This window comes from Streptomyces sp. NRRL S-455 (genome assembly GCF_000717875.1).
In the GTDB taxonomy this organism is placed as follows: Bacteria; Actinomycetota; Actinomycetes; order Streptomycetales; family Streptomycetaceae; genus Streptomyces.
Genome location: NZ_JOCT01000001.1, coordinates 58,721 through 82,329 on the forward strand (window position 1 = coordinate 58,721; position 23,609 = coordinate 82,329).

At 72.5% G+C, this 23,609-nt stretch carries 22 protein-coding genes; 10 read left to right on the forward strand and 12 right to left on the reverse strand.

Annotation, left to right across the window (positions count from 1 at the left end; translation table 11 throughout):
- Positions 1–128 precede the first annotated feature (128 nt).
- Entirely contained in the window at positions 129–1,076 is a 948-nt protein-coding gene (locus IE97_RS0100235) for a methionyl-tRNA formyltransferase (protein ID WP_030147084.1), read from the forward strand.
- Positions 1,077–1,115: 39 nt separating this feature from the next.
- Here the strand turns inward: IE97_RS0100235 and IE97_RS0100240 are convergent, their stop codons facing one another.
- Positions 1,116–1,400 (reverse strand): transglycosylase family protein, encoded by a 285-nt coding sequence (locus IE97_RS0100240; protein WP_106975268.1) that lies wholly within the window; start codon positions 1,398–1,400, stop codon positions 1,116–1,118.
- Between the two features lie 282 nt (positions 1,401–1,682).
- Between IE97_RS0100240 and IE97_RS0100245 the strand changes: the two genes are divergently transcribed.
- Positions 1,683–2,105, forward strand: coding sequence for a DUF350 domain-containing protein (locus tag IE97_RS0100245; RefSeq protein ID WP_030147086.1), 423 nt, complete (start codon positions 1,683–1,685; stop codon positions 2,103–2,105).
- 61 nt (positions 2,106–2,166) lie between these two features.
- Here the strand turns inward: IE97_RS0100245 and IE97_RS0100250 are convergent, their stop codons facing one another.
- From IE97_RS0100250 to IE97_RS0100265, 4 genes are all read right to left on the reverse strand, one after another.
- Positions 2,167–3,183, reverse strand: coding sequence for an NAD(P)/FAD-dependent oxidoreductase (locus IE97_RS0100250; protein WP_030147087.1), 1,017 nt, complete (start codon positions 3,181–3,183; stop codon positions 2,167–2,169).
- 10 nt (positions 3,184–3,193) lie between these two features.
- The gene (locus tag IE97_RS0100255; RefSeq protein ID WP_030147088.1) at positions 3,194–3,712 is read right to left on the reverse strand and encodes an isoprenylcysteine carboxyl methyltransferase family protein; all 519 of its coding nucleotides are present in this window, start codon (positions 3,710–3,712) and stop codon (positions 3,194–3,196) included.
- Positions 3,709–4,797, reverse strand: a complete 1,089-nt coding sequence (locus tag IE97_RS0100260) for a type III polyketide synthase (protein ID WP_030147089.1) — start codon at positions 4,795–4,797, stop codon at positions 3,709–3,711. The genes IE97_RS0100255 and IE97_RS0100260 overlap by 4 nt, the downstream gene beginning before the upstream one ends.
- Before the next feature lie 91 nt (positions 4,798–4,888).
- A complete protein-coding gene (locus IE97_RS0100265; RefSeq protein WP_324605856.1) occupies positions 4,889–5,677 on the reverse strand; it encodes a UbiA family prenyltransferase in 789 nt (262 codons plus the stop codon).
- A 506-nt stretch (positions 5,678–6,183) separates the two neighbouring features.
- On the opposite strand from IE97_RS0100265, the gene IE97_RS0100270 reads away from it, so the two are divergent.
- Complete coding sequence (locus tag IE97_RS0100270; RefSeq protein WP_199809786.1) at positions 6,184–7,479, forward strand: glycosyltransferase; 1,296 nt, start codon at positions 6,184–6,186, stop codon at positions 7,477–7,479.
- 245 nt (positions 7,480–7,724) lie between these two features.
- Positions 7,725–9,110 (forward strand): MFS transporter, encoded by a 1,386-nt coding sequence (locus tag IE97_RS0100275; RefSeq protein ID WP_030147092.1) that lies wholly within the window; start codon positions 7,725–7,727, stop codon positions 9,108–9,110.
- A gap of 44 nt (positions 9,111–9,154) precedes the next feature.
- Here the strand turns inward: IE97_RS0100275 and IE97_RS0100280 are convergent, their stop codons facing one another.
- The 4 genes from IE97_RS0100280 to lnt all read right to left on the reverse strand — a co-directional run bounded on the left by IE97_RS0100280 (position 9,155) and on the right by lnt (position 14,189).
- A complete protein-coding gene (locus IE97_RS0100280; protein ID WP_030147093.1) occupies positions 9,155–11,095 on the reverse strand; it encodes a helix-turn-helix domain-containing protein in 1,941 nt (646 codons plus the stop codon).
- A gap of 74 nt (positions 11,096–11,169) precedes the next feature.
- Positions 11,170–11,970, reverse strand: coding sequence for a 3-hydroxybutyrate dehydrogenase (locus IE97_RS0100285; RefSeq protein ID WP_030147094.1), 801 nt, complete (start codon positions 11,968–11,970; stop codon positions 11,170–11,172).
- A 54-nt stretch (positions 11,971–12,024) separates the two neighbouring features.
- Positions 12,025–12,504 (reverse strand): NUDIX hydrolase, encoded by a 480-nt coding sequence (locus tag IE97_RS0100290; protein WP_030147095.1) that lies wholly within the window; start codon positions 12,502–12,504, stop codon positions 12,025–12,027.
- A 68-nt stretch (positions 12,505–12,572) separates the two neighbouring features.
- Entirely contained in the window at positions 12,573–14,189 is a 1,617-nt protein-coding gene (lnt, locus tag IE97_RS0100295; RefSeq protein ID WP_030147096.1) for an apolipoprotein N-acyltransferase, read from the reverse strand.
- 328 nt (positions 14,190–14,517) lie between these two features.
- Between lnt and IE97_RS0100300 the strand changes: the two genes are divergently transcribed.
- Entirely contained in the window at positions 14,518–15,591 is a 1,074-nt protein-coding gene (locus tag IE97_RS0100300) for an O-antigen ligase family protein (RefSeq protein WP_199806990.1), read from the forward strand.
- A gap of 50 nt (positions 15,592–15,641) precedes the next feature.
- Here the strand turns inward: IE97_RS0100300 and IE97_RS0100305 are convergent, their stop codons facing one another.
- Together IE97_RS0100305 and IE97_RS0100310 are read right to left on the reverse strand one after the other, a co-directional pair.
- Complete coding sequence (locus IE97_RS0100305; RefSeq protein ID WP_030147098.1) at positions 15,642–16,199, reverse strand: hypothetical protein; 558 nt, start codon at positions 16,197–16,199, stop codon at positions 15,642–15,644.
- A gap of 115 nt (positions 16,200–16,314) precedes the next feature.
- Positions 16,315–17,100 carry a glutamate racemase gene (locus IE97_RS0100310; protein WP_030147099.1) on the reverse strand — a complete coding sequence of 262 codons (786 nt, stop codon included), beginning with the start codon at positions 17,098–17,100 and terminating at the stop codon, positions 16,315–16,317.
- Between the two features lie 16 nt (positions 17,101–17,116).
- Here IE97_RS0100310 and IE97_RS0100315 point away from each other — a divergent pair, with 16 nt between their 5' ends.
- A complete protein-coding gene (locus tag IE97_RS0100315) occupies positions 17,117–18,334 on the forward strand; it encodes a glycosyltransferase (RefSeq protein ID WP_051704777.1) in 1,218 nt (405 codons plus the stop codon).
- Here the strand turns inward: IE97_RS0100315 and IE97_RS39675 are convergent.
- A complete protein-coding gene (locus IE97_RS39675) occupies positions 18,298–18,600 on the reverse strand; it encodes a TerD family protein (protein WP_420706035.1) in 303 nt (100 codons plus the stop codon). The two genes, IE97_RS0100315 and IE97_RS39675, sit on opposite strands and share 37 nt — an antisense overlap.
- A 236-nt stretch (positions 18,601–18,836) precedes the next feature.
- Between IE97_RS39675 and IE97_RS0100320 the strand changes: the two genes are divergently transcribed.
- The 4 genes from IE97_RS0100320 (at position 18,837) to IE97_RS0100335 (ending at position 23,609) form a co-directional block, all read left to right on the forward strand.
- Positions 18,837–19,268, forward strand: coding sequence for a DUF6643 family protein (locus tag IE97_RS0100320; protein ID WP_030147101.1), 432 nt, complete (start codon positions 18,837–18,839; stop codon positions 19,266–19,268).
- A gap of 44 nt (positions 19,269–19,312) precedes the next feature.
- On the forward strand, positions 19,313–20,206 hold the full coding sequence (locus IE97_RS0100325; RefSeq protein WP_078603029.1) for an MOSC domain-containing protein: 894 nt from the start codon (positions 19,313–19,315) through the stop codon (positions 20,204–20,206).
- A 128-nt stretch (positions 20,207–20,334) separates the two neighbouring features.
- The gene (locus IE97_RS0100330) at positions 20,335–20,940 is read left to right on the forward strand and encodes a hypothetical protein (RefSeq protein WP_030147103.1); all 606 of its coding nucleotides are present in this window, start codon (positions 20,335–20,337) and stop codon (positions 20,938–20,940) included.
- A 227-nt stretch (positions 20,941–21,167) separates the two neighbouring features.
- Positions 21,168–23,609 (forward strand): right-handed parallel beta-helix repeat-containing protein, encoded by a 2,442-nt coding sequence (locus tag IE97_RS0100335; protein WP_030147104.1) that lies wholly within the window; start codon positions 21,168–21,170, stop codon positions 23,607–23,609.

Genomic DNA, 23,609 nt, shown 5'->3' on the forward strand with positions numbered 1-23,609 from the left:
ACGGAGCGGCAAACCGAGAACTTAGGTGAGCCTAAGCTCTCAAGTGCGAGCCCACAAGGGGCTGTTGTGCACTAAGGCAAGCCTTGCTTTACTTGCCTCGCGCACACCCAGCCCTGAGGAGGAAGCCCATGCGGGTCGTCATGTTCGGCTACCAGACCTGGGGGCATCGCACCCTGCAAGCCCTCCTGGACTCCGAACACGACGTGGTCCTCGTGGTGACACACCCGAAGAGCGAGCACGCGTACGAGAAGATCTGGAGCGACTCCGTCGCCGACCTCGCCGAGGAACACGGCGTCCCGGTGGTGATCCGCAATCGCCCTGACGACGACGAGTTGTTCCAGCGCCTCAAGGAGGCCGACCCGGACATCATCGTGGCCAACAACTGGCGCACCTGGATCCCGCCACGCGTCTTCGGCCTCCCGCGCCACGGCACCCTGAACGTGCACGACTCGCTGCTGCCGAAGTACGCCGGGTTCTCCCCGCTGATCTGGGCCCTGATCAACGGTGAGCCCGAAGTGGGCGTCACCGCGCACATGATGAACGACGAACTCGACGCCGGCGACATCGTCCTCCAGGAGGCGGTGCCGGTCGGGCCGGCGGACACCGCCACCGACCTCTTCCACAAGACCGTCGACCTCATCGCCCCGGTCACCACCGGCGCGCTCGCCCTCATCGCCGCCGGGCAGACGGAGTTCACCCCGCAGGACCGGTCCCAGGCCAGCTTCTTCCACAAGCGGTCCGTCGAGGACAGCCGCATCGACTGGACCTGGCCGGCGGAGGATCTCCAGCGCCTGATCCGCGCCCAGTCCGAGCCGTACCCCAGCGCCTTCACCTTCCACAAGGGCAAGCGGCTCGAGGTCCTCGCCGCCGTGGTCAGCCAGGGCCGCTACGGCGGTACGCCCGGCCGCATCTTCTACCGCGAGGACGACGGCGTGGTGATCGTCGCCGGGTCCGACGCCCGTACCGGCCGCAACCACGGTCTGTCCATCACGCGCGTACGGACGGAGGACGGCCGGGAGTTGGGCGCGACCGAGTACTTCACCTCCATGGGCGGCTACCTCACCAGCCGTCCCTGAGCACGGGGGTTCGTCGAACCGTTCCGGGGCCTGCGCTGTTCAGCCCCGGTGGGCGCAGGACCACGCGGACATGCCCTGCAGTGCGGCCAGGCGCCTGGCCACGGTGATCTGTTCCTTGCGGGTGGCCAGGTCGGCACGGGGGGCGTACTTGCGTCCACCGGCGGCGACCCAGCTGGACTGGCTGAACTGCAGACCGCCGTAATGGCCGTTGCCGGTGTTCGCCTTCCAGTTGCCGCCGGACTCGCACGCGGCGATGGCGTCCCAGTCGGGCCCTGCCTGAACAGGCGGCAGGGCCTCCGCGCTCGTGGCAACGCCCGCCAGCATCACGGCCGCCAGGACCACGGCCGCCGGACTCGCCCTGCGGCGGCGACAGTCACGGGCACTGATCGTTCCAGCGTTCGTCTCAGCGTTCTGTGTCGAGATCATAGGTAGACGGTTGCACCGCGTCCGGTGAGCGGCGATTCGAGAACAAGGAGTCCTAGGCCAAAAGGCTGCACCGTGCTCTCCGCCACCCGGGTTGGTCAGGTCATCGGACAGGTGCGTTACATTTTGCTCCTCCTTGACCGCGATCATTCATGATCTTTCACGCTACGGAGCAGCCACGCCATGAGCGACATCGTCAACGGACTCGGCAGGGCCACCGCTTACGGCGGGCTCGGCCTGGTCCTGCTGGTCCTCGGCATCGTCCTGGTCGACGTGCTGACGCCCGGTAAGCTCGGCCGGCAGATCTGGGAGCAGCGCAACCGCAACGCCGCCCTGGTGCTCAGCTCCGCACTGCTCGGTATCGGCGGCATCGTGTTCACGTCGATCTGGACGACCTACGAGGACTTCGGCAAGGGCCTGGTCTCGACCGCCGCGTTCGGGCTGCTCGGTCTGGTGATGATGGCGGTGGCGTTCCTGGTGGTGGACCTGATCACGCCGGGACGCCTGGGCGCGGCGCTGGTCGAACCGGAGCCGCACCCCGCGGTCTGGGTGACGGCGTCCTGCAATCTCGCCGTGTCGGCCATCCTTTCGGCTTCCATCGCCTGAAAAGGCTTCCCCCGCGGGGCCGCTCGGCTACCCGGCCGGCCGGGCCGGGCGTGCCGGCCCGCTAGCGTGCCAGCATGCCGACGGTCGCGGAGAACAGCCACGGCAGCCGCCCGGCGACGGGCACCAGCGCCGCGCGGGCCGGGAGCGTCCTCGTCACGCCGAGGAGCGCGTGCGTCAGCCAGCGGTGGCGGCGGGTGATGTGCCGCCACTCCCGCTCGTAGGCCGGCAGGTCGTTGCTGGTGATGGCACGCACCGCGGCAGCCGCCTGCGCGAGCGCCAGCGCGATGCCCTCGCCGGTCAGCGCGTCGACGTAGCCGGCGGCATCGCCCACGAGCAGCACCCGGCCGGCTGTGCGTGCGTTCGCGGTCTGGCGGAACGGGCCGGCCCCCCGTACCCGTCCGGCCGGGCCGGCCCCGGCCAGCCGCTCCCGCAACTCGGGGAAGGCGGCGAGGTGGTCGTCGTACGACCGGCGGGCGGTGGTGAGCACCGCGACGCCTACGAGGTCGTCGGCCACCGGGGTCACATAGGCCTCCGCCTCGCGGGCCCAGTACACCTCCACATGGTCGCTCCAGGGGGCGAGGCGGTAGTGGCGACGCAGCCCGTGCCGCTGACGGGCCCGGCGCGGCCGGTTCAGTCCCAGGGCGCCGCGGATCGGCGAGTGCAGTCCGTCGGCCGCCACGAGATGGCCGGCGCGGGTGCCGTCCACCACCACCGCGTCCCGGTCCTGCTCGACGTGGTGCGCGGTGCGCCGGTCGACGCGTACGCCCGCTGCCAGCACCGCCTCACGCAGCAGCGCGTGCAGCGTCGTACGCCGCACCCCGCGCCCCGGGCCCGCTCGGAAGCCGGCGTCGACGTGGCGGGGCCCGGCGACGTAGCGGATGCCTCGCAGGTCGCGCCCCGGCGGGTGCACGCCCAGCGCTGACAGGGCGGCGACGGCGCCCGGCATCAGGCCCTCGCCACACGCCTTGTCGACGATGCCGGCCCGCTGCTCCCAGACGGAGACGTCGAGTCCCGCCCGGGCCGCGTGCAGGGCCGTGGCCAGGCCCGCGGGTCCCCCGCCGACGACGAGCAGGTCCATGCGTGCCTCCTCAGGCCAGCCGTGCCAGGGCGGCGTCCTCGGCGCGGACGCGCGTGGCGAGCAGGGCTCCGTTCAGTACGGTGAAGACGGCGGCCGTGGCCCAGGCCACGTGCACGAGAGGGAGCGCGAGTCCCTCGATCACGACAGCGACGTAGTTTGGGTGCGGGATCCAGCGATAGGGGCCGCCGGTCACCCGGGCGGCGCCCGGCACGACGATCACCCGGGTGTTCCACTGCCGGCCCAGTGTCGCGATGCACCACCAGCGCAGCCCCTGCGCGACGGCGACGAGGCCGAGCATGGCCCAGGCCAGGGGCGGCACGGCGTCCGGTCGTCGCGCCCACACCTCCACGAGCGCGCCGGCGAGCAGGGCCGTGTGCAGCACCACCATGAACGGGTAGTGCCCGCGCCCGGATTCCACGCCGCCCCGCGCGAGGCTCCAGACGGTGTTGCGGCGGGAGACGGCCAGCTCGGCGACCCGCTCCAGGCCCACGGCCAGGACCAGGAGGGTGAACAGGGCCTCGCTGCTCACCGCCCACCCCCCGGGGCGCGGAGGAGCACCAGCTCGGAGCAGAACCCGGGGCCCATGGCGAGCATGAGCCCGTAGGAGCCGGGCGGCGGTGGGCGGTCGGCGAGCGTGTCGGCCAGGACGTGCAGCACCGAGGAGGAGGACAGGTTGCCGATCCGGCGCAGCGAGTCCCAGGTCACGCCCAGCGCGTCCCGGTCGACACCGAGGGCGTCCTGCAACGCCTCGAGGACCTTGGGACCGCCCGGGTGGGCGACGTACCACTCGAGGTCGTCAGATGCCAGTCCGTGATCGGCGAGAAAGCCGCGGACGTCGTCACCGACGTACCGGCGCACCAGGTCGGGGACCGCGGGGTCGAGCACGACTCTGAACCCGCCGGAGCCGATCTGCCAGCCCATCAGACGTTCGGAGTCGGGGTAGAGACGGCTGCGGGAGGCGAGTACTTCGGGAGCGGCGGGATCGTCGGACCGCGCGAGGGGGTGCTCGCACCCGACGGCGACCACCGCTGCCGCACCGTCCCCGAACAGGCCGCCGGCCACGAGGTTGGCGACCGAGGTGTCGTCCCGCTGGAGCGTGAGCGAGCACAACTCGACCGACATCAGCACCGCCACACCGTCCGGGCGGCCGCGCAGCAGGTCGTGCAGACGGGCGATGCCCGCCGCGCCGGCGACGCAGCCCAGTCCGACGAGGGGCAGGCGCACCACGTCGGGGCGCAGTCCGATCTCCGCCGCGACGCGGGCCTCGAGGGAGGGCACCGCCAGGCCGGTCACCGTGCAGGAGACGATGCAGTCGACGGCGGCCGGTGTGAGGCCGACGGCCTTGAGCGCGTCGACGACGGCGCGACCGCCGAGTTCGACACCGGCCTGGATGAAGAGGTCGTTCGACTGGCCGAAGTCCTCGATCCGGCTGTACTCCTCCAGCGGCAGCACGGTGTGCCGGGTCTCGACACAGACGTTGCGGTGGAGCCGCTCGACGACGCCGCGGTCGACCGGGTTCACGACCCGTGTGGTGGTGAGGAACTCGGTGATCTCCTCCTGCCGGTGGCGGTGCTCGGGCAGGACGCCACGGACGCTGAGGACGCGCATGGTCATGCTGACTCCTTGGACGGTGCGGTGGGGCGCGACGCGCACCCGGTCGAGGCCGAGCGCCGCGGCGGTACGGACGGGCAGACCGACGTCATCATCAGCCGGCCACCAGCAGCGCGACGTCGAGCAGCGCGATGGTCACCGCGGCACGGAAAGGAGCGCGCCCGCGGGCGAACCACGTGAGCACCGCGAGGGCGGCCACCAGTGCCAGGATCATCCACGCCCACGCCGGAGCGGGCCCGGCGGGACCGGCCACGGCGAGCGCGGAGGCGGCGGTGAGCAGCACGGCGGCCAGGCCGCGCGAGAGGCGTTCGCCGATCCGGTGGGGCAGTCCGCGGACACCGGTGAGTTCGTCGTCGGCGAGGTCGGGCAGCACGTTGAGCAGATGCGCTCCGACGCCGAGCGCGGCGCCGGCACCGGTCATCCACCATGACGCCCAGCTCTGGGCCGGACCGGCGAGGGTGACGACCGAGGGCAGCGTCCCGAAGCCGCACGCGTACGGCGCCCATGACCACGGGGTCGCCTTGAGCCCGAGGTTGTAGGCGTGGCCCGCGCCGACGGCGAGAACGACATGGGCCAGCGCGCTGCGCCGGCCGGCGAGCAGGGAGAGCAGAAGGGAGGCGAGTGCGGCCACGGCCAGGGCACGCGTCACCCAGGCGGCCGGGAGGGAGCCCGCGGCCAACGGCTTGTCGGTGCGGCCCACGGCACGGTCGCGCGAGAGGTCGAGCAGGTCGTTGCCCCAGCCGATCGTGAGCTGCCCGGTGAACACCGCCGCGGTGACGGCGGCGGCGTCCCACGGATGCAGACCGCCGCGGAGCGCCAGCAGCCCGGTGATGACGGTGACCGCCAGCGCCGGCCCGCCGTGGGCGGCTGAGAGCAGCAGCACAACGCGCGACGGTCCGGGCCGCGTCGGGGCCGTGTGGGCGGTCACGGGCATCGCACCACCACGTCCAGGGCTTCCCCCTCGATCGGGACAGGTCCGGGCCCCGTACCGGCCCGCAGGCTGCCTGCGACGCAGCCGATGTTTCCGGGTCGGCCCGGTGACCACGATGCGCATGCAGCATCGGTCCCACATTGCCCGCCCGCTCACACGAGGGATTCCGGCATCCGGTGGAACGGACTGCCCCGGACGTGGCGGGGCACCGCGGAACGGGTGGACCGGTGAGGGACCGTGCGCCTGGTCCTTCAGTTCGGAAGCGATCCCCACGAGGTCCTCACGCGGGCTCACGCCTCGAACTGTCTCCGCCGCGGCCGCGCCCGGGGTCGGCTCCGCATACCCGGCGGCCGTGATGATCGTCCAAGCGCCTCCGCCGGGCGGCTCCGGTGGTCTTGCCCGGCGTTCGAGCCCGGTGCGAAACTCTGTGACCGTCCTTGCCTGCAAAGGAGTTGGGCTTGTCACGTACAGGGAGAGCGTTACGGCCCCTGACCATCCTCTTCGCACCGGAGAGCGCCTACGGACCGACGAACAACTGCGTGGGGATCGGGAGTGTCCTGCGCCGGCGGGGGCACCGTGTGGTGTTCGCCGCGGAGGCGTCCTGGAAGGGGCGCCTCACGCCGCTCGGATTCGATGAGGAACTGGTCGATCTGGCCCCGCCGCCCGAACAGCCCCAGGAGGCCGGCCAGTTCTGGAAGGAATTCGTACGCGACACCGCGCCCGAGTTCCGGAAGCCGACCATCGAGCAGCTGGGAACGTGGATCAAGCCGGTGTGGGAGGAGCTGGTCTCCGGCGCCCGGTACTGCGAGCCGCGATTGAAGGAGATCGTCGACCGGGTCCGGCCGGATGTCATCGTCGAGGACAACGTCGTGTGCTTCCCGGCGTTGACCACGGCGGGTGTCCCCTTCGTGCGGATCGTCTCCTGCAACCCGCTGGAGATGAAAGGCGAGCACGTTCCGCCGCCGTTCTCCGGATATCCGGCCGGGGACCGGAGCGGGTGGGACGAGTTCCGAGCCGAGTACGACCGCACGCACCGGAGCCTGTGGAGCGACTTCAGCGCCTGGGTGACCGAGCAGGGCGCGCGTCCGCTGCCCGACCTGGAGTTCATCCACGAGGGCGACCTCAACCTGTACGTCTATCCCGAGTCGGCCGACTACACGGACGCCCGTCCCCTGGGCCCCACCTGGCACCGGCTGGACTCCTCGGTCCGCGAGACGGAAGAGAGGTTCACGCTGCCGCCCGGCCTGGCCGGTGGCGGAGCGCTGATCTATTTCAGCCTCGGCTCGCTCGGCTCGGCCGACGTGGACCTCATGCGCAGGGTCATCGCCTCACTCGCCCGCACCCCGCACCGCTACATCGTCTCCAAAGGCCCGCTGCACGAGGACATCGAGTTACCGACCGACATGTGGGGCGAGGAGTACCTGCCGCAGACCCGGATCCTGCCGCTCGTCGACCTCGTCATCACGCATGGCGGCAACAACACGACCACCGAGGCCCTCCACTTCGGCAAGCCCATGATCCTGCTGCCGCTGTTCTGGGACCAGCACGACAACGCCCAGCGCATGGCCGAACTGGGTTACGGCGTCCGGCTCGACCCATACCGCTTCACCGACGCCCAACTCCACGGCGCGATCGGCCGTCTGCTCGGCGACACGGCCCTGCGGCGCACCCTCACCGAGGCCGGCGAGATGATCCGGGCGCGCGACGGGCTGCATACGGCCGCGGACCTGATCGAGCGGGCCGCCACGGGTTGACCCCACCGGGCCTCGACACGCAACCGTCCTGGTAGAAACGCCAGGAAGCGCTCACGAGGCTTGGATCACCTTGAAAAGCCCTCAATGATCAGAACCCCGGGACGGCCGTCGAAGCACAGACATGGGGGCAACACGCACACCCCGCCCCCGAACTATGTAGTCCCACCACATGTGCCCCTGACCTGCGGATTCCTACCGTGTGCGCACACGTACCCGTCCCCACCGCACACGAGGAAGTGGCGCACATGGCCTCCGGAACCACCGCTCCACCACCACCCGCGAACCTCCGGCGCATCGTCGCCGCCAGCCTCATCGGCACCACCATCGAGTGGTACGACTTCTTCCTCTACGGCTCCGCAGCCGCGCTCGTGTTCAACCAGCTGTTCTTCCCGGACTCCGACCCGCTCGTCGGCACGCTGCTGTCGTTCCTGACCTATGCGGTCGGGTTCGCCGCCCGGCCGCTGGGCGCGCTGGTGTTCGGGCACTACGGTGACCGGCTCGGGCGCAAGAAGCTGCTGGTGCTGAGTCTGCTGCTGATGGGCGGGGCGACCTTCGCGATCGGGTTGCTGCCGACGCACGCCACCATCGGGACGGCCGCACCGGTCCTGCTCACCGTGCTCCGGCTGGTCCAGGGGTTCGCCCTCGGCGGTGAGTGGGGCGGTGCCGTGCTTCTGGTGTCGGAGCACGGGGACGCGCGGCGGCGCGGGTTCTGGGCCTCGTGGCCGCAGACCGGCGCGCCGGCGGGGCAGTTGCTGGCGACGGGGGTGCTGTCCCTGCTGACGGCCGTGCTGTCGGACGCCGCGTTCGGCAGCTGGGGCTGGCGGATCCCGTTCCTGCTCTCCGGTGTGCTGGTGATCGTCGGCTTGTGGATTCGTCTGTCTGTCGATGAATCGCCCGTCTTCAAGCAGGCGCTGGCACAGGCCGAGGCCCGCAAGGCGGACCGGTCCGGGGACGCGGAGAAGATGCCGCTCGTCGCCGTGCTGCGGCACCACTGGCGTGATGTGCTGGTCGCCATGGGGGCGCGCATGGCGGAGAACATCAGCTACTACGTCATCACCGCGTTCATCCTCGTCTACGCCACCACCTCGGCCGGTGTCTCCAAGCAGACGGCGCTCAACGCCGTGCTGATCGCCTCGGCCGTGCACTTCGCGGTCATCCCGGCCTGGGGAGCGCTCTCCGACCGGATCGGACGTCGTCCCGTCTATCTGATGGGTGCCGCCGGTGTCGGACTGTGGATGTTTCCGTTCTTCTCCCTGATCGACACCGGCGGCTTCGGGAACCTGATCCTCGCCGTCACGGTCGGGCTGGTGCTGCACGGCGCGATGTACGCGCCCCAGGCCGCGTTCTTCTCGGAGATGTTCGCGACGCGGATGCGTTACTCCGGTGCGTCCATCGGCGCCCAGTTCGCCTCGGTCGCGGCCGGCGCGCCCGCGCCGCTCATCGCCACCGCGCTGCTGTCCGACTACGGCAGTTCCACGCCGATCGCCCTGTACGTCATCGCCGCCGCGGTGCTCACGGTCGTCGCGGTGGCGGTGGCCAAGGAGACCCGCCACCGGGACCTGGCCGACGTCGTGCCGCCCGCCGGCGCGGACGGAACGACGGCCCCCGCGGCGGACGCCCGCACCGTCTGAGGGGACCGGCACTGATCCCCGTGCGTCGGACGGGCGCACGGGGATCAGTGCCGCGCCGGGCCCGACAACCGGTGCAGGCGCAGGGCGAGTTGGATCTCCAGAGCGCGGGCCGGGCTCTGCCAGTCGTCGCCGAGGAGGCGGCCGACGCGTTCCAGGCGCTGGGCGACCGTGTTCACATGGACGTGCAGTTCGTCCTTGGTGCGGGCGGGACTCATGCCGCAGGCGAAGTACGCGTCGAGCGTGCGTAGCAGTTCGGTGCCGCGTCGGGCGTCGTACTCGGCGACCTCGCCGATGGTCCGGTCGACGAAGCCAGGGATGTCCCGGTCGCCGGCCAGGAGCAGTCCCAGGAAGCCGAAGTCCTCGGCGGCGGCCCCGTCGCCGGAACGGCCGAGGAGCCGCAGGGCGTCGAGGCAGCGCCGGGCTTCCCCGTAGGCCGTGGCCACGGCATCGGGGTGGGTGGCGAGGTCGGCGGCGGGCGCGGAGGCGCCGACGGTGACCGGTGCGTGCACCGCGGTGCCCAGCTGCCGGGCGGCGCGGCGGGCCACATCGGTGGCGGTGGCGCCGGGGTGGAGGGGCAGCAGCAGGACGGTGCCGCCGTCGCGTGCGGAGGCCAGTCCGTGCCGGGTCGCCGCGAGGTGGGAGGCCGCGGCCGCCAGACGTCTGCGGGTGTGCGCTTCCTGGTCGGCGTCGGCCGCGTCACCCTCGAGCCGCGCGGCCAGCACCACGTGGACCGCGTCGAGGTCGGCGTGGAGGCGGGTCGCGCGCTCCCGGAGCAGGCGCGGGTCGCGGTCCCGGGCGTCCAGCAGGTCGTCCAGGAGCTCGCCCCGCACCCGCTGTTCGGCCTCTGCGGCGGACCGGCGGGCGAGCAGCAGCAGGGACGTGACCATGGCGGCACGCTCCAGGGTGCGCTGGTCGACGGGGTCGAGCCCCGGGTGGCCCCGCAGCACGAGTGCGCCGAGCAGTTCCCCGCCGGCGGCGACGGCGGCGATCCAGTCGTCCTCGTGCCGCACCGCGTGCCCCTCCACCCGCGAGACCTCCAGGGCCTCGGCCGGCGCCGTGGCGGCCTCGGTGAACTCGACCGTGCCGTCGAGGACCTCGGAGACCGCGGCGGCCACGTCGTGGACCCCGCCGCCGCGCAGCACGAGCTCGGCGAGCCGGTCGTGCACGTCGGAGGCGCGCTCGATGACGCCGCTGCGGTCCCGGATGATCTCGTTGGCCCGTTCCAGCTCGGCGAGGGCCGACCGGGTCTCGGTGAGCAGGTTGGCGGTGTCGATGGCGGCCGCGGCGAGGGCCGCGAAGGAGCCGAGCAGGGCGATCTGCTCCCGCTCGAAGACCCGGGCACGGCGGTCGGCTGCGAACAGCACACCGATGACGTGGTGCCCGAGCGTCAGGGGCACGCCGAGGATGGCCACGAGCCCCTCGTCCCGCACTCCGGCGTCGATGCTGAGGGTGTGCTGGAAGCGGTCGTCCTTGAAGTAGTCATCGGTGACATAGGGGCGTGCCGTCTGGGCGACCAGGCCGCCGAGGCCCTCCCCCATGCCGAGCCGCAGTTGCTGGAACCGGGCCGCGACCGAGCCCTCGGTGACCCGCATGTAGGTGTCGCCCCGCGCCGGGTCGTTCAGGCTGAGGTAGGCGACGTCCGTGCCCAGCAGCGATCGGGCACGCTGCACGATCGCCTGGAGCACGGCGTCCAGGTCGCGCAGCCCGGAGAGGTCGTGGGCGGTCTCGAACAGCGCGGACAGCTCGGCTTCGCGCCGGCGCCGTCCTTCCAGCTCCGAGCGCACCCGCAGCGCGAGCGGCTTGGCCTGCTCGAGCGCGGCGATCCGCTCCGCCGGGCGTCCCTCGGCGCGCGCGAGCAGCACCGGCTGCTCGTAGGCCTCGGCGGACGCGCCCCTGGCCAGGAGCTCGAGGTACGGCGTCTCGGCGCTCGCCGCGGGGGCCTTACCGGTGGAGTGCTCGGCTTGCTGGACGTGATCGCTGGACATGCCCACAGGATTCACCATCACCCGCCCGTCCCGTCAGGCCTGTGGACAACTCCCCGCCCGACGGGTCAGGCCGCTCAGTGAGCGGTCCAGCCGCCGTCGAGGACGAGTGAGGTACCGGTCACGAAGGACGCCTGCGGGCCGCACAGATAGGCCACGGCCTCGGCGACCTCCTCCGGTTCGATGAGCCGTTTCACGGCACTGTCCTGCAGCAGCACCTCGGACAGGACGCGTTCCTCGGGGATGCCGTGCGCCTGGGCCTGGTCGGCGAGCTGCTTCTCGACCAGTGGGGTGCGCACATAGGCGGGGTTCACACAGTTCGAGGTGACACCGTGGGGTGCGCCTTCGAGGGCGGCGGTCTTGGACAGTCCCTCCAGGCCGTGTTTGGCGGCCACATAGGCCGACTTGTAGGCCGAGGCGCGCAGCCCATGGACGGAGGACACGTTCACGATGCGGCCCCAGCCTTGTCCGTACATGTGGGGCAGGGCACCGCGGATGAGCCGGAACGGTGCCTCCAGCATCACGGTGAGCACCGTGTGGAAGACGTCGGGCGGGAACTCCTCGAGGGGCCGTACCAACTGGATTCCGGCGTTGTTGACGAGGACGTCGGTGCCGGCGGCGGCGAGTTCGGCGGCGTCCAGGTCGGTGAGGTCGAGGACGTGCGGTTCCACGGTGCCTGCGAGGCCGCGGCCCTGTTCGGCGAGGGCCTCGAGACCCGCGGCGTCCCGGTCGACGGCTCTGACCTTGGCCCCGGCGGCCGCGAGCCGCAGCGCGCAGGCGCGGCCGATGCCGCCGGCGGCGCCGGTGACGAGCGCGGTGCGGCCGCCGAGGTCGAGCGGGGAGGCGTGGGGAGCCGGAAGGACACGGGGCGCGGTCATGCGTCGACCCTAGGCAGCGTCCCCGCCGCACCCCATGTGGTCACACCCCATAGTTCAGCCGGAGGCAGTGGGGTCGAACCATGTGGGGGCGTCCGACACAGCCTGCTTGATCCGGAACAGACAGAGCTCGTCCAGTTCCGGCAGGGCATCGATGTCGAACCAGCGCACGTCCAGGGACTCGTCGTCGTTGACGCGCGGTTCGCCGCCGACGGCGCGGCAGCGGAAGGTGATGTCCATGTACTGGCAGGTGTCGCCGTTCTCGTAGGTGACGGGGTCCAGCGCCTGGACGAGGACGACCCGTTCGGCGACGCAGCGCACGGCCGTCTCCTCGTAGACCTCCCGCACGGCGCAGGCCGCGGGCTGCTCTCCCGGGTCCGGGATGCCGCCGATCACCGACCACTTGCGGGTGTCGGTCCGGCGGTTGAGCAGCACTCTGCCCTGGTCGTCGAAGACGAGGGCGGTGACCCCGGGGAGCCAGAGCAGCTGGTGGCCGGCCGAGGCACGCAGGGTGCGGATGAAGTCAGGAGTAGCCATGGTCACGACCCTAAGGGCCGCGTTCCGCCGTCCCGGCGGGTTTCAGGCAGCGTGCGCCCGGCGTACCGCTACACGTCACCGGCGCGTCGCCCGCGCAGCCCGGCGCCCACGGCCCAGCCGAGTCCGCCGGCCGCGACCAGCACGAGCACGATCTCCGGCAGCACACCGAGCTGCGTGGCCGGGGTCTGCGAGGACCGCAGCGGCACCTTCTGCACCAGCGAGTCGGCCACGAACATGCCGGTCCGCTGGGTGATCTTCCCGTCCGGCATGATGATCGCGCTGACGCCGCTGGTCACCGGCACGGCCACGGTCCGGCTGTGCTCGACCGCGCGGACGCGGGACATGGCGAGCTGCTGGTAGGTCATCTCGCTGCGGTCGAAGGTGGCGTTGTTGCTCGGCACGGAGATCATCTGGGCGCCGTCGGTGACCTCGGACCGCACGGTCCAGTCGAAGGCCGCCTCGTAGCAGGTGACGAGGCCCACCTTGGCGCCGTCCATGGTGAACACGCCCGGCTGGGTGCCGCGACTGAAGTCCTGGCGGGCCATCTCCGTCCAGTTCTCGTTGATCGCGCCGATCAGTGAGCGCAGGGGCAGGTATTCGCCGAACGGCTGGATCTGACGCTTGTCGTAGGTGTCGACGGGGCCCTTCGCCGGATCCCAGAGGATCTGCTCGTTGTACAGCTTGCCGTCCCGCTCGACGACGCCGCCGACCGAGATGGGTACGCCGATGGCCTTCGCCGCCCTGTCGATCACGTCGCGGGCGTCGGGGTTGGCGAACGGGTCGATGTCGGAGGAGTTCTCCGGCCACAGTACGAAGTCGGGCCGCGCGACCTTGCCGGACTTGACCTCCGCGGCCAAGCGTTCGGTCTCACGAGCGTGGTAGTCGAGCACCGCCCGCCGCTGCGAGTTGAAATCAAGGCCCGCCCGAGGCACGTTGCCCTGGACGGCCGCGACGGTCACGCTGCCGTCCTCGGCCGTGTCGCTGACCAGCGTCCGGGCGGCGAACGCCCCGAGGACCGGGACGCCCAGGCTCAGCAAGGCGACAGCGGTCGCCACGGGCCGCACGGCCCCGGTGGCACGCCGTTCCAGACCCAGGCGCAGGGACTCGTGGAGTCCGAAGCCGCACAGAACCACCGCGAAGCCGAGCACCGGGGTGCCGCCCACCGCCGCCAGCGGCAGGAACACGCCGTCGGCCTGCCCGAACGCGATCTTCCCCCAGGGGAAGCCGTCGAACGGCACACGCGCGCGTGCCGCCTCGCCGGCGATCCACAGAGCGGCCGCCCACACCGGCCATCCGGGCAGCTTCGAGACGACGGCGACACCCGCGCCGACCAGCGCGACGAAGATCGCCTCGATGGCGACCAGGGCGAGCCAGGGGCCGGGACCGACCTCCACTCCGGTCCACACCAGCAGCGGCAGCAGGAAGCCGAGCCCGAAGAGGTAGCCGAGGCCGAGCCCCGCCTTCCAGCCACGGCCGCGCAGCACCCAGCCGAAGAGGGCGAAGGCCGGCACGGCCAGCCACCACAGGGTGCGCGGCGGGAAGCTGACGTACAGAAGCAGGCCGGAGAGCGCGGCAGCGGCGGCGGGAACGAGGCGTACCAGCCGCCGGGTCCAGGACCGCGCCCCTAGCGCGGTCCGCGGCTCCAGCTGGTCCGACTCGCCGACGGAGGTTGCGGTGACGGTCACTCCCGGAGTCTACGGCGCGTGACCTTGGCGCCGACAGCTCGGTCCACGGGCCGGCCGCGCGGCCCGCCGAAGCCACGCCCCTCGCTCCCCCCGGCACTCTCCCCTCCACGGCGTTCTCCCCTCCACGGCGCTCCCACGCCCGTCGCGGAACGTCCCAGCAACAACGTTCCTGCTCATTTCGTCACCACACATCCACAAACCGTCCACCAGCGGCTACGGTGTCCCGAAGCCTCAGTCGTGCGGCCGGTGGCGGTCGGCCCGGCCGGGGTCTTCACAGGTCAGGGGCGACATGGTGCGCGGGGGGCGGGGCGGGGTGGGTTCCAGTGGGGTGACGTCTGCGTCCGAGCCGGGCGCGGACGGTGAGAGACGCGTTGTCTCCGACGCGGCGGGCGTCGTGGTGCTGGGGGGCTGCGCCGGCTGGTCCCTGATCACGGCGGCCGTGCACGACGGCCGGCCCGAGGGTGTGCTCCTGGCGGTGCTGGCCGTTGCGGCCGGGTACGCCGCCGGGCGGATCGGCGGGGCGCTGCTGCCGGTCGGCGCGCCCTTGGCCGGGGCACTGGCCGGTATCGGACTGACGGTGGCCGTGCCGCATCTCGCTCCGGGTCCGCAGATCTCCACGCCACTGGGGCATGCCGGGGCCACCGCGGCGGTGCTGACACTGTCGGCCGGTGCCGCGTGCTGCGCGGCATGGGCCGCTCCGGTACGGGCCGTGCGGTTCGCCCTGCGTCTGCTGGCCGCCGGGACCGCGGTGCTGGCGGGGATCCTCGGTTCGACGACCGGTTGCGTCACCTGTCTCGCGGTGCTGCTGTGCTCGCTGGCCGCCGGCCACACCCGTCACCGCGGCGCCGGCCTCGCCGCGCTGGGTACGGTCGCCGCCCTGGTGACCGGTCTGACCTGGGCCGTCGCCGCGCGGGCCGTACCGGGCGGGCTCGTGGCCGCGCTGGAGGGGCGGCTCACACCGCACCGTGTACAGCTGTGGCAGGACGCGTGGCACCTGCTGCGCGACGACGCCGTCCTGGGCGTCGGCCCGGGGCGTTTCGGGGAGCTGAGCGCGGCCTCCGCACAGTCGCTGCTGTCCGACGGCAAGCCCCATTCGGCGCCCCTTCAGCAGGCCGCCGAGCAGGGCATCGTGGGCATGGCCCTGCTGGCGGCGGCGTTCGGCTGGGTGCTGTACGCGCTGTGGCGCGGGCCGCGTCCGACGCCGCTGGTGCTCACCGCAGGCTCGGCCCTGACGGCGCTCGCGTCCATCGCCGCGATCGGCAACGCGCTGAGCTTCACCGCGGTGTCGGTGGGCGCGGGCCTGCTGGCGGGCACGGCCACGGCCCGCCCTCTGGCCGACGAACCGCCGGACCACACACCCGGCACACGTCCCCGGGGCGCCGGACGCGCTCCCGCCTGGTGATCACACCCGGCCGGCGGGAAGAAGGACCGTCCGATCAGGTTCCGGGCCGCTCAGTGCGCGGGAGCACCCGGCGGCTTCGTGGATCCCAGCCGCGCCTCGATCTCCCGTACGGCCGCCTCCGCGTCGTCCACCGTGATCGTGAAGGTGTGTCCGTCCCACAGCTCCAGCACGACGCCCTCACCCCGTCGTACGACCACCGCCGTGCCCTTCTCGGGCCGCCACCGGTAGCCCCAACCGCCCCAGTGGCGTGGGGTGACGTGCGAGATGTACGTGGCGCCCACCACGTGGGAGAGCGGGATACGCCGCCGGGGCAGTCCGATGTGACCGCAGCGCACCTCGAGGTGCTCATCTTCGACCTTCAGGGCGACGTGCACGAAGGCGAGCGTTCCGAAGAGGACCAGGAGCCCGGCGGCGATGCAGCCGACGACGGCCATGATGAGCGGGGCGCTGCCGGACGTCCACGCCGAGTCGACCGCCAGCTCGATGCCCAGCGCCATGCAGGCGGCGCCGATGAGCGCCAGCAGCCACTGGACCCGGTTGGTGGCCCGTCCGGTCCAGACGTCTGGGTGCTGGTGGGAGGCGTTCTCGCCGTGGGCGTGGTCCCTCATGCATATGAGGTTACTCAGGTTTCGTTCCGCTGGTACCCGGTGGCGGAGCGTGACTGCGCCGGCCGGGCGGTCAGGGCTGATCCAGCTCGCCGACGGCCCTCGGTGTCCGGAGTCGTCAGCCGGCGGGCGTGACCGCCTGGAGCAGCCGCCCTTCGCCGTAGGCCAAGGCCGGTGCGGGCAGCGTGCCCTCGCGTCCGCTCAGCAGCACGGCCAGCGTGCCGTGGGGGGCGGCCGACGGCTGGGGCTGCTCGCCCAGCCGGCGCAGGGCCTGGGCGGCCACGGCGCCGGCGGAGCCGTGCAGTACGAGGGGCGGCCGGCCGGGGCGCTGGACGGCGGTCCGGATGCGCTCGGCCACCAGCTCGTAGTGGGTGCAGCCCAGGACGACGGTGGTCACCTCGTCGGGCGTCAGGGCGGCGGCCGCGGAGAGGGCGGCGTCGATCGCCGGCTCGTCCGCGTGCTCGACGGCCTCGGCGAGCCCCCAGCAGGGCACCTCCGTGACGGGCACCCCGTCGGCGAAGTCCCGGATCAGGTTGCGCTGGTAGGTGCTGCCGGTGGTGGCAGGGGTGGCCCAGATGGCGAGGGGCCCGCCGCCGGCCGCGGCCGGCTTGATCGCCGGGACGGTGCCGATGACCGGAAGCTCCGGCTCGAAGCGGGCCCGCAGGGCGGTGAGCGCGTGCACGGTCGCCGTGTTGCAGCCGACGATCAGGGCGTCGGGGCGGTGCGCGGCGGCTGCCTCGGCGACGGCCAGGGCACGCTCGGTCAGGTCCTCCGGGGTCCTCGGGCCCCACGGCATGCCGTCGGGGTCGAGGGAGAGCACGAGATCGGCGTCGGGGCGCAGCCGCCGTACCGCGGCGGTGGCCGCCAGCAGACCGATTCCGGAGTCCATGAGCGCGATCTTCACCCGATCACGATAGACGATGAGCCGTCCCGGGCAGGTCCGGTGGGGCAGACTCACGCGCGTGAGCGCCGTTGTGTGGACTGCCGCCGGATCACTTCTCGCCTGGCTGTGGCTGCTGCTCTGCCAGGGCTCCTTCTGGCGCACGGATGTGCGGCTGCCGCCCCGCCGGGAGCCGGAGGTGTGGCCGTCCGTGTGTGTCGTCGTCCCGGCGCGGGACGAGGCGGCGGTGCTGCCCGACGCGCTGCCGTCGCTGCTGCGGCAGGACTATCCGGGGCGAGCGGAGCTCTTCCTCGTCGACGACGGCAGTGCGGACGGCACCGGTGACCTGGCCCGTGAACTGGCGCGCCGGCACGGCGGGCTGCCGCTCACCGTGGGCTCGCCGGGCGAGCCGCCCGCGGGCTGGACCGGCAAGCTGTGGGCGGTGCGCCACGGTATCGGCATGGCACGCGCGCGTGACCCCGAGTACCTGCTGCTGACGGACGCCGACATCGCGCACGCGCCGGACAGCCTGCGGGAGCTGGTGGCCGCGGCCCGTACCGGTGGGTTCGACGTCGTCTCCCAGATGGCCCGGCTTCGGGTGGAGAGCACCTGGGAGAGGCTGGTCGTGCCGGCCTTCGTCTACTTCTTCGCGCAGCTCTACCCGTTCCGCCGGATCGGCGGGGCGAGGACGCGGACGGCGGCCGCGGCCGGTGGCTGCGTCCTGCTGCGGGCGGACACCGCCGAGCGGGCGCGGATCCCGGACGCGATCCGGCACGCCGTGATCGACGACGTGGCCCTCGCGCGGGCCGTCAAGCGGGGCGGCGGCCGGGTGTGGCTGGGGCTCGCCGACCGGGTGGACAGTGTGCGGCCCTATCCGCGACTGGGTGACCTGTGGCGGATGGTGTCGCGCAGCGCGTACGCCCAGTTGCGGCACAGTTCCCTGCTGCTGGCCGGGACGGTCGCGGGGCTGGCGCTGGTGTACCTGGTGCCGCCCGTGGCCCTGGGAGCGGGCCTGGCGTCAGGGAACGGGACGGCAGCGGTCATCGGCGGACTGGCGTGGCTCGTGATGACGGGGACGTACGTGCCGATGCTCCGCTACTACCGGCAGCCCTTGTGGCTCGCTCCCCTGCTGCCTTTCACCGCGTTCCTCTACCTCCTCATGACGGTCGACTCGGCGGTGCAGCACCACCGGGGGCGGGGTGCTGCCTGGAAGGGCCGCACCTACGCCCGCCCGGACGCCGTGCCCGACGAGGGCTGACGCCTCCGGCACGAGTCATGGCAGAACTCCGGGTGCGTCGCGGCCGGGCGGCCGAATGCGCTGCTCCACCCCGAGAACTGTCCGCGCGCCTGCCGGTTGAGGTTCACGTCCAGGGCGCCGTCCCTGGCCGGCCCTTCGAGGCCATTGCCGTATCCCTGTCCGACGGCACGGAACTTCCAGGCACCCTGGCGGCGTAGAACTCGCCCTAGACGAACGCGCTTTCTGTGCCGGCGCCCCCTTTGCCGAAGCGAGCCCCGTGCTTGAATCTTTCAGTTTTGCATGTCCGCCCCGTTGCCTGTCAGGTGCCGGGCGACCGCCGGAAGGCCAGCGGTCAACCGCTGGTAACCCGCCCGGAACTCGGCCTTTACACGATCAGAACCCTGTTCGGCGCCCCTTTTTGCCGAGTTCGCTCGCATTGAGGATGCCCGGTCACCGCGGGAACGGAAAACAACCCTCTTATCGGTCTCCCCAACCAGCACATCGTTGGCTTAACTTATGTGGCATGACCTCCCCCCGCTCCACCTTCGGCGGCGGCTACTACTCCGCCTCCTTCCCGGACACCCCGATCTACGACAAGCTCGTCGCCGAGCGGGGCACCCCGCAGATCGCCCCGATCCGGGTTCCCGCTCAGTACGACATGCCGGGCAGCAGCCTGCCCGCCCTCCCGTCGGCTCTGCCCGCTCTGCCGGCCACCCCGTCCCAGCCCGCCTACGGCTATCCGCAGGCGCAGCAGCCCGCCCCGCTCCAGCAGGCGCCGGCGGCGTACATCCCGCAGCAGGCCACCGCGCCGCGCGGTTATCCCGGTCCCCAGGGGCAGCAGCCACGTCCGGCGGCGCCCGGCGCGGGCTACGAGGCGATGCGTCCCGCGGCACCCCGGCCGGCCCCGGCCTCCCCGCAGGACCCGTACGGCAACCAGCAGTACCGCGGTTACTGAGCCGCCTCCCGGGGGCTGTCGGTGCCGGATGGCACGATGGCCCCATGGGGAACCCACACCTGCACTCGATCCACGTCCATCCGGTCAAGGCGCTCCGGGGCCTGGCCCCCCGGGAGGCCGCCGTGGAGCCCTGGGGGCTGGCCGGGGACCGGCGCTGGATGCTGATCGACGCCGGGGGAAAGGTCCTCACACAACGCCAACAACCGCGCCTCGCACTGGCCGCCGCCGAGCTCCTGCCCGGCGGCGGCCTCCGGCTGTCCGCGCCCGGCATGGAACCGCTGACGGTGCCCGTGCCCCGGCCGATCGACCGGGTCCCGGTGGAGATCTTCCGCGACAAGGTCGAGGCCGTCCCGGCCGAGGACGCGGCCGCGCACGCCTGGTGCAGCGCCTATCTCGGCATCGGCGTGCGCCTGGTGCACATGGACGACCCGGCCACACGCCGGCCCGTCGACCCGGAGTTCGCGCGGCCCGGTGAGACCGTCTCCTTCGCCGACGGCTTCCCGCTGCTGCTCACGACCACGGCTTCGCTCGACGCCCTCAACGCGCTGATCGCGCAGGGGGACCACGCGGACGAGGGCCCGCTTCCGATGAACCGCTTCCGGCCGAACGTGGTCGTGGCGGGTACCGCCGCCTGGGCCGAGGACGACTGGTCGCGGCTCACCATCGGGGAGGTGTCCTTCCGCGTCGCCAAGGCCTGCGGACGGTGTGTGGTGACCACCACCGACCAGGGTTCGGCCGAGCGTGGCCGTGAGCCCCTGCACAGCCTGGGGTTGCACCGGCGGCGCGGCGGAAAGCTGGTCTTCGGGCAGAACCTGGTGCCCCTGTCCCCGGGCACGATCCGGGTCGGGGACCCGGTCAGGATCCTCGGACAGCCCGGTCAGGAGGCCTCCGGCCTGGGCGGGAACCCTGCCGCGGGGCCGGGCGTTGGCGTTGGGTGAGAAGCGCATGAGAGTCGAGAAGTGCATGAGAGTCGCCGGGGCGAGGTGATTTCGCTCTCTCTTCGCCGGGGTTGGCACGTGAATGTCACCGTCGGGGGTTATCACGGAGCGGGAAGGGGGTGCGGGCGGTGCGAGCGATCAGGGGGCTCTGGCGCTGGCGGCGCAATCCGCTGTGCCGGGCGACCGATCTGGCCGAGGCCTGGGTGGCGTTGGCCGCCCTTGTGCTGATTCTCCTGGCCGCCCCGGTGGCCGGTTCCCTCGTCGGAAACGCCGCGCAGGACGCCCTCCAGCGCTCCGTCCGCGAGCAGCACGAGGCACGGCACAAGGTGACGGCCACGGTGGTCCGCAAGCTGGACCGCTCCCCGCTGGACGCCGACCCGGAGGTCTCCACGGGCCGGGATGTGCGCAGCCGCGTCCTCGCCGACTGGACCGCGCCGGACGGCACCGCGCACCAGGGCCCGGTCCTGGCGAGCCTCAAGGACCCGCGGCAGGGGGACCGGTTCCCCATATGGACCGACCGGCACGGCCGGATGGTGACCCGCCCGCTCGACCCGGCGACAGCGTCGACGCACGCGGTCCTCGCCGGTCTCGGCGCGGCCCTGCTGGCCGTGGGGCTCGTCGAAGGCGGCAGGCGACTGATCGTCTGGCGCATGGTCCGCCGCCGGTACGCCCGTTGGGACCAGGCCTGGGACAAGGCCGGCCCGGACTGGGGCAGGACGGGCACCGGCAGCTGAACGGCCTTCCGGCTCTGGTCAACCCACCACCCGCGCGCACGCTACGGTGGTCCGGCCGAACCGTTCGGCACAACCCGCGCGCGAGCGAGCAGGAGGGGCGCGCCGGTGGCGAGCCCGCGTGCGCGTGAGTCCCGAAGGGGCCGGGCGCGGTCGTGGCCCTGGCATCGGCAGGCGCTCCGAGGGCGAACACGCCATCAGTACGACCGAGGTGGGGGCACAGCTACACCATGGCACAGGGCACGGTCCAGGTGACGCACAGCGGCACGTCGCGGTGGCGGCGCCGCACGGGTGAGTACGCATCGCTCGGCGCCGCCCTGGAGGCCGCGGCCGACGGAGACGTCCTCACCGTCGCCGCCGGCACGTACCGGGAGAACCTCGTCGTGCAGCGCGCGGTGACCCTTCGGGGCCCCGAGGGCTCCCCCGGCTCGGTGCGGATCGCGCCCCTGGACGGGGTGCCGCTGACCGTGCGCGCCTCAGCGGTGGTCCAGGACCTGCATGTGGAGGGCCAGGACGCGGCCGCCCCGGCGGTGCTGGTGGAGGACGGCACCCCGGAGCTGACCAACGTCCGCGTCGTCACACGCTCGGCGGCCGGGATCGAGGTGCGCGGCAGTGCCCGGCCCACGGTCCGCCGCTGCGCGGTCGACAATCCGGCGGGCGTCGGCATCGCCGTACTCGACGGTGCGGGCGGGGTGTTCGAGGAGTGCGAGGTCGTCGCGGCCGGGCAGTCGGGTGTTGCGGTACGGGGCGGGGGCCATCCCCGGCTCGAGCGCTGCCGGGTGCACCACGCCTCGGGCTCGGGCCTGTCGGCCACCGGGGAGAACTCGGCACTGGAGGCGGTGGGCTGCGAGGTCTACGAGGTCCGGGGCAGCGGCGTCCAGGTGACGGGCGGGGCCACCGCGCACCTCACAGACTGCGATGTGCACCGCACGACGGCCGACGGTGTCACGCTCGACACGGACGCCGTGCTGACGCTCGCCGACTGCCGCATCCACGACATCCCGGAGAACGCGATCGACCTGCGCTCCCGCTCCGTCCTCACGCTGACCCGCACCACGGTGCGGCAGTTCGGGCGCAACGGTCTGTCGGTGTGGGACCCGGGCACGCGCGTGGACGCCAACCAGTGCGAGATCTTCGACAGCACGGGCGACTACCCGGCGGTGTGGGTGAGCGACGGGGCCACGGCGGTGCTCGACTCGTGCCGGGTCCACGATGTACCGGACGCCCTGTTCGTCCTCGACCGCGGCTCACGGGCGGACGTCGTCGACAGCGACTTGTCTCAGGTGCGGAACACGGCGGTGTCGGTGAGCGACGGCGCGACCGCGCAGCTCGACGACTGCCGCATCCGGGACGCGGCGACCGGCGCCTGGTTCCGTGACCACGGCAGCGGCGGCACGCTCAGCAACTGCACGCTGGACGGCACCCAGACCGGGGTGATCGTCACCAAGGGCGCCGACCCCGCCGTGGAGCGGTGCACGATCGACTCGCCGGTGGAGGCGGGAGTCTACGTCTCGGCCGGTGGCCGCGGCAGCTTCCAGAACTGCCGGGTGACGGGCAGTGGCGGCTACGGCTTCCATGTGATCGACGGCAGCCGGACGACGCTGCGCAAGTGCCGCACGGAGCGGTGCGCGCGTGGCGGTTACGAGTTCGCGGACAGCGGCGCGGACGCGGCGTCCGGGGCGGGCCCCCTGGTCGAGGACTGCACCAGCGACGAGAGCGTGGAGCTGCGGACGCCGACGGCGCGGGAGACAGCCGTGCAGGCGGTCGGCCACTCCCCCGGCCTGCTGGGCGCGCTCCCGGGACAGCGCACCGAACCGGTGCTCCCGGCCCCGGCCCCTGTCGCGGAGCCGGAGCAGCCGGCCCGCACCTCCAAGGACGTCCTCGGTGAACTGGACGCGTTGGTGGGCCTGGAGAGCGTCAAGCGCGAGGTACGTGCCCTCACCGACATGATCGAGGTCGGCAGGCGCCGGCAACAGGCGGGCCTGAAGGCGGCGTCGGTCAAGCGGCACCTGGTCTTCACCGGCTCTCCGGGCACCGGCAAGACGACGGTCGCCCGGCTGTACGGCGAGATCCTCGCCTCCCTCGGTGTGCTGGAGAAGGGGCACCTCGTCGAGGTGTCCCGGGTCGACCTGGTCGGCGAGCACATCGGCTCGACCGCCATCCGTACACAGGAGGCCTTCGAGAAGGCGCGCGGGGGCGTGCTGTTCATCGACGAGGCGTACGCGCTGTCCCCCGAGGACGCGGGCCGCGACTTCGGCAAGGAGGCCATCGACACGCTGGTGAAGCTCATGGAGGACCACCGGGACGCGGTGGTGGTCATCGTCGCGGGCTACACGGCCGAGATGGAGCGCTTCCTGTCGGTCAACCCGGGTGTCGCCTCCCGTTTCTCACGCACCATCACCTTCAGTGACTACGGCCCGGAGGACCTGCTGCGGATCGTGGAGCAGCAGGCCGAGGAACACGAGTACCGGCTGGCACCGGGCGCGGCCGAGGCCCTGCGGAAGTACTTCTCGGAGATCCCGAAGGGCCCGGCGTTCGGCAACGGCCGTACCGCACGGCAGACCTTCGAGGCGATGGTCGAGCGGCACGCCGGCCGGGTCGCCCAGTTCACGGAGCCGAGCACGGACGACCTGACGCTGCTCTACGCCGAGGATCTGCCAAAGCTGCCCTGA

What these genes read in the sequence shown, in the direction of transcription:
- IE97_RS0100235 (WP_030147084.1), top strand. Translation starts at nt 129, where the DNA reads ATGCGGGTCGTCATGTTCGGCTACCAGACCTGGGGGCATCGCACCCTG.
- IE97_RS0100240 (WP_106975268.1), bottom strand. Translation starts at nt 1,400, where the DNA reads ATGCTGGCGGGCGTTGCCACGAGCGCGGAGGCCCTGCCGCCTGTTCAG.
- IE97_RS0100245 (WP_030147086.1), top strand. Translation starts at nt 1,683, where the DNA reads ATGAGCGACATCGTCAACGGACTCGGCAGGGCCACCGCTTACGGCGGG.
- IE97_RS0100250 (WP_030147087.1), bottom strand. Translation starts at nt 3,183, where the DNA reads ATGGACCTGCTCGTCGTCGGCGGGGGACCCGCGGGCCTGGCCACGGCC.
- IE97_RS0100260 (WP_030147089.1), bottom strand. Translation starts at nt 4,797, where the DNA reads ATGACCATGCGCGTCCTCAGCGTCCGTGGCGTCCTGCCCGAGCACCGC.
- IE97_RS0100275 (WP_030147092.1), top strand. Translation starts at nt 7,725, where the DNA reads ATGGCCTCCGGAACCACCGCTCCACCACCACCCGCGAACCTCCGGCGC.
- IE97_RS0100280 (WP_030147093.1), bottom strand. Translation starts at nt 11,095, where the DNA reads ATGTCCAGCGATCACGTCCAGCAAGCCGAGCACTCCACCGGTAAGGCC.
- IE97_RS0100285 (WP_030147094.1), bottom strand. Translation starts at nt 11,970, where the DNA reads ATGACCGCGCCCCGTGTCCTTCCGGCTCCCCACGCCTCCCCGCTCGAC.
- IE97_RS0100290 (WP_030147095.1), bottom strand. Translation starts at nt 12,504, where the DNA reads ATGGCTACTCCTGACTTCATCCGCACCCTGCGTGCCTCGGCCGGCCAC.
- IE97_RS0100305 (WP_030147098.1), bottom strand. Translation starts at nt 16,199, where the DNA reads ATGAGGGACCACGCCCACGGCGAGAACGCCTCCCACCAGCACCCAGAC.
- IE97_RS0100315 (WP_051704777.1), top strand. Translation starts at nt 17,117, where the DNA reads ATGAGCCGTCCCGGGCAGGTCCGGTGGGGCAGACTCACGCGCGTGAGC.
- IE97_RS0100320 (WP_030147101.1), top strand. Translation starts at nt 18,837, where the DNA reads ATGACCTCCCCCCGCTCCACCTTCGGCGGCGGCTACTACTCCGCCTCC.
- IE97_RS0100325 (WP_078603029.1), top strand. Translation starts at nt 19,313, where the DNA reads ATGGGGAACCCACACCTGCACTCGATCCACGTCCATCCGGTCAAGGCG.
- IE97_RS0100335 (WP_030147104.1), top strand. Translation starts at nt 21,168, where the DNA reads ATGGCACAGGGCACGGTCCAGGTGACGCACAGCGGCACGTCGCGGTGG.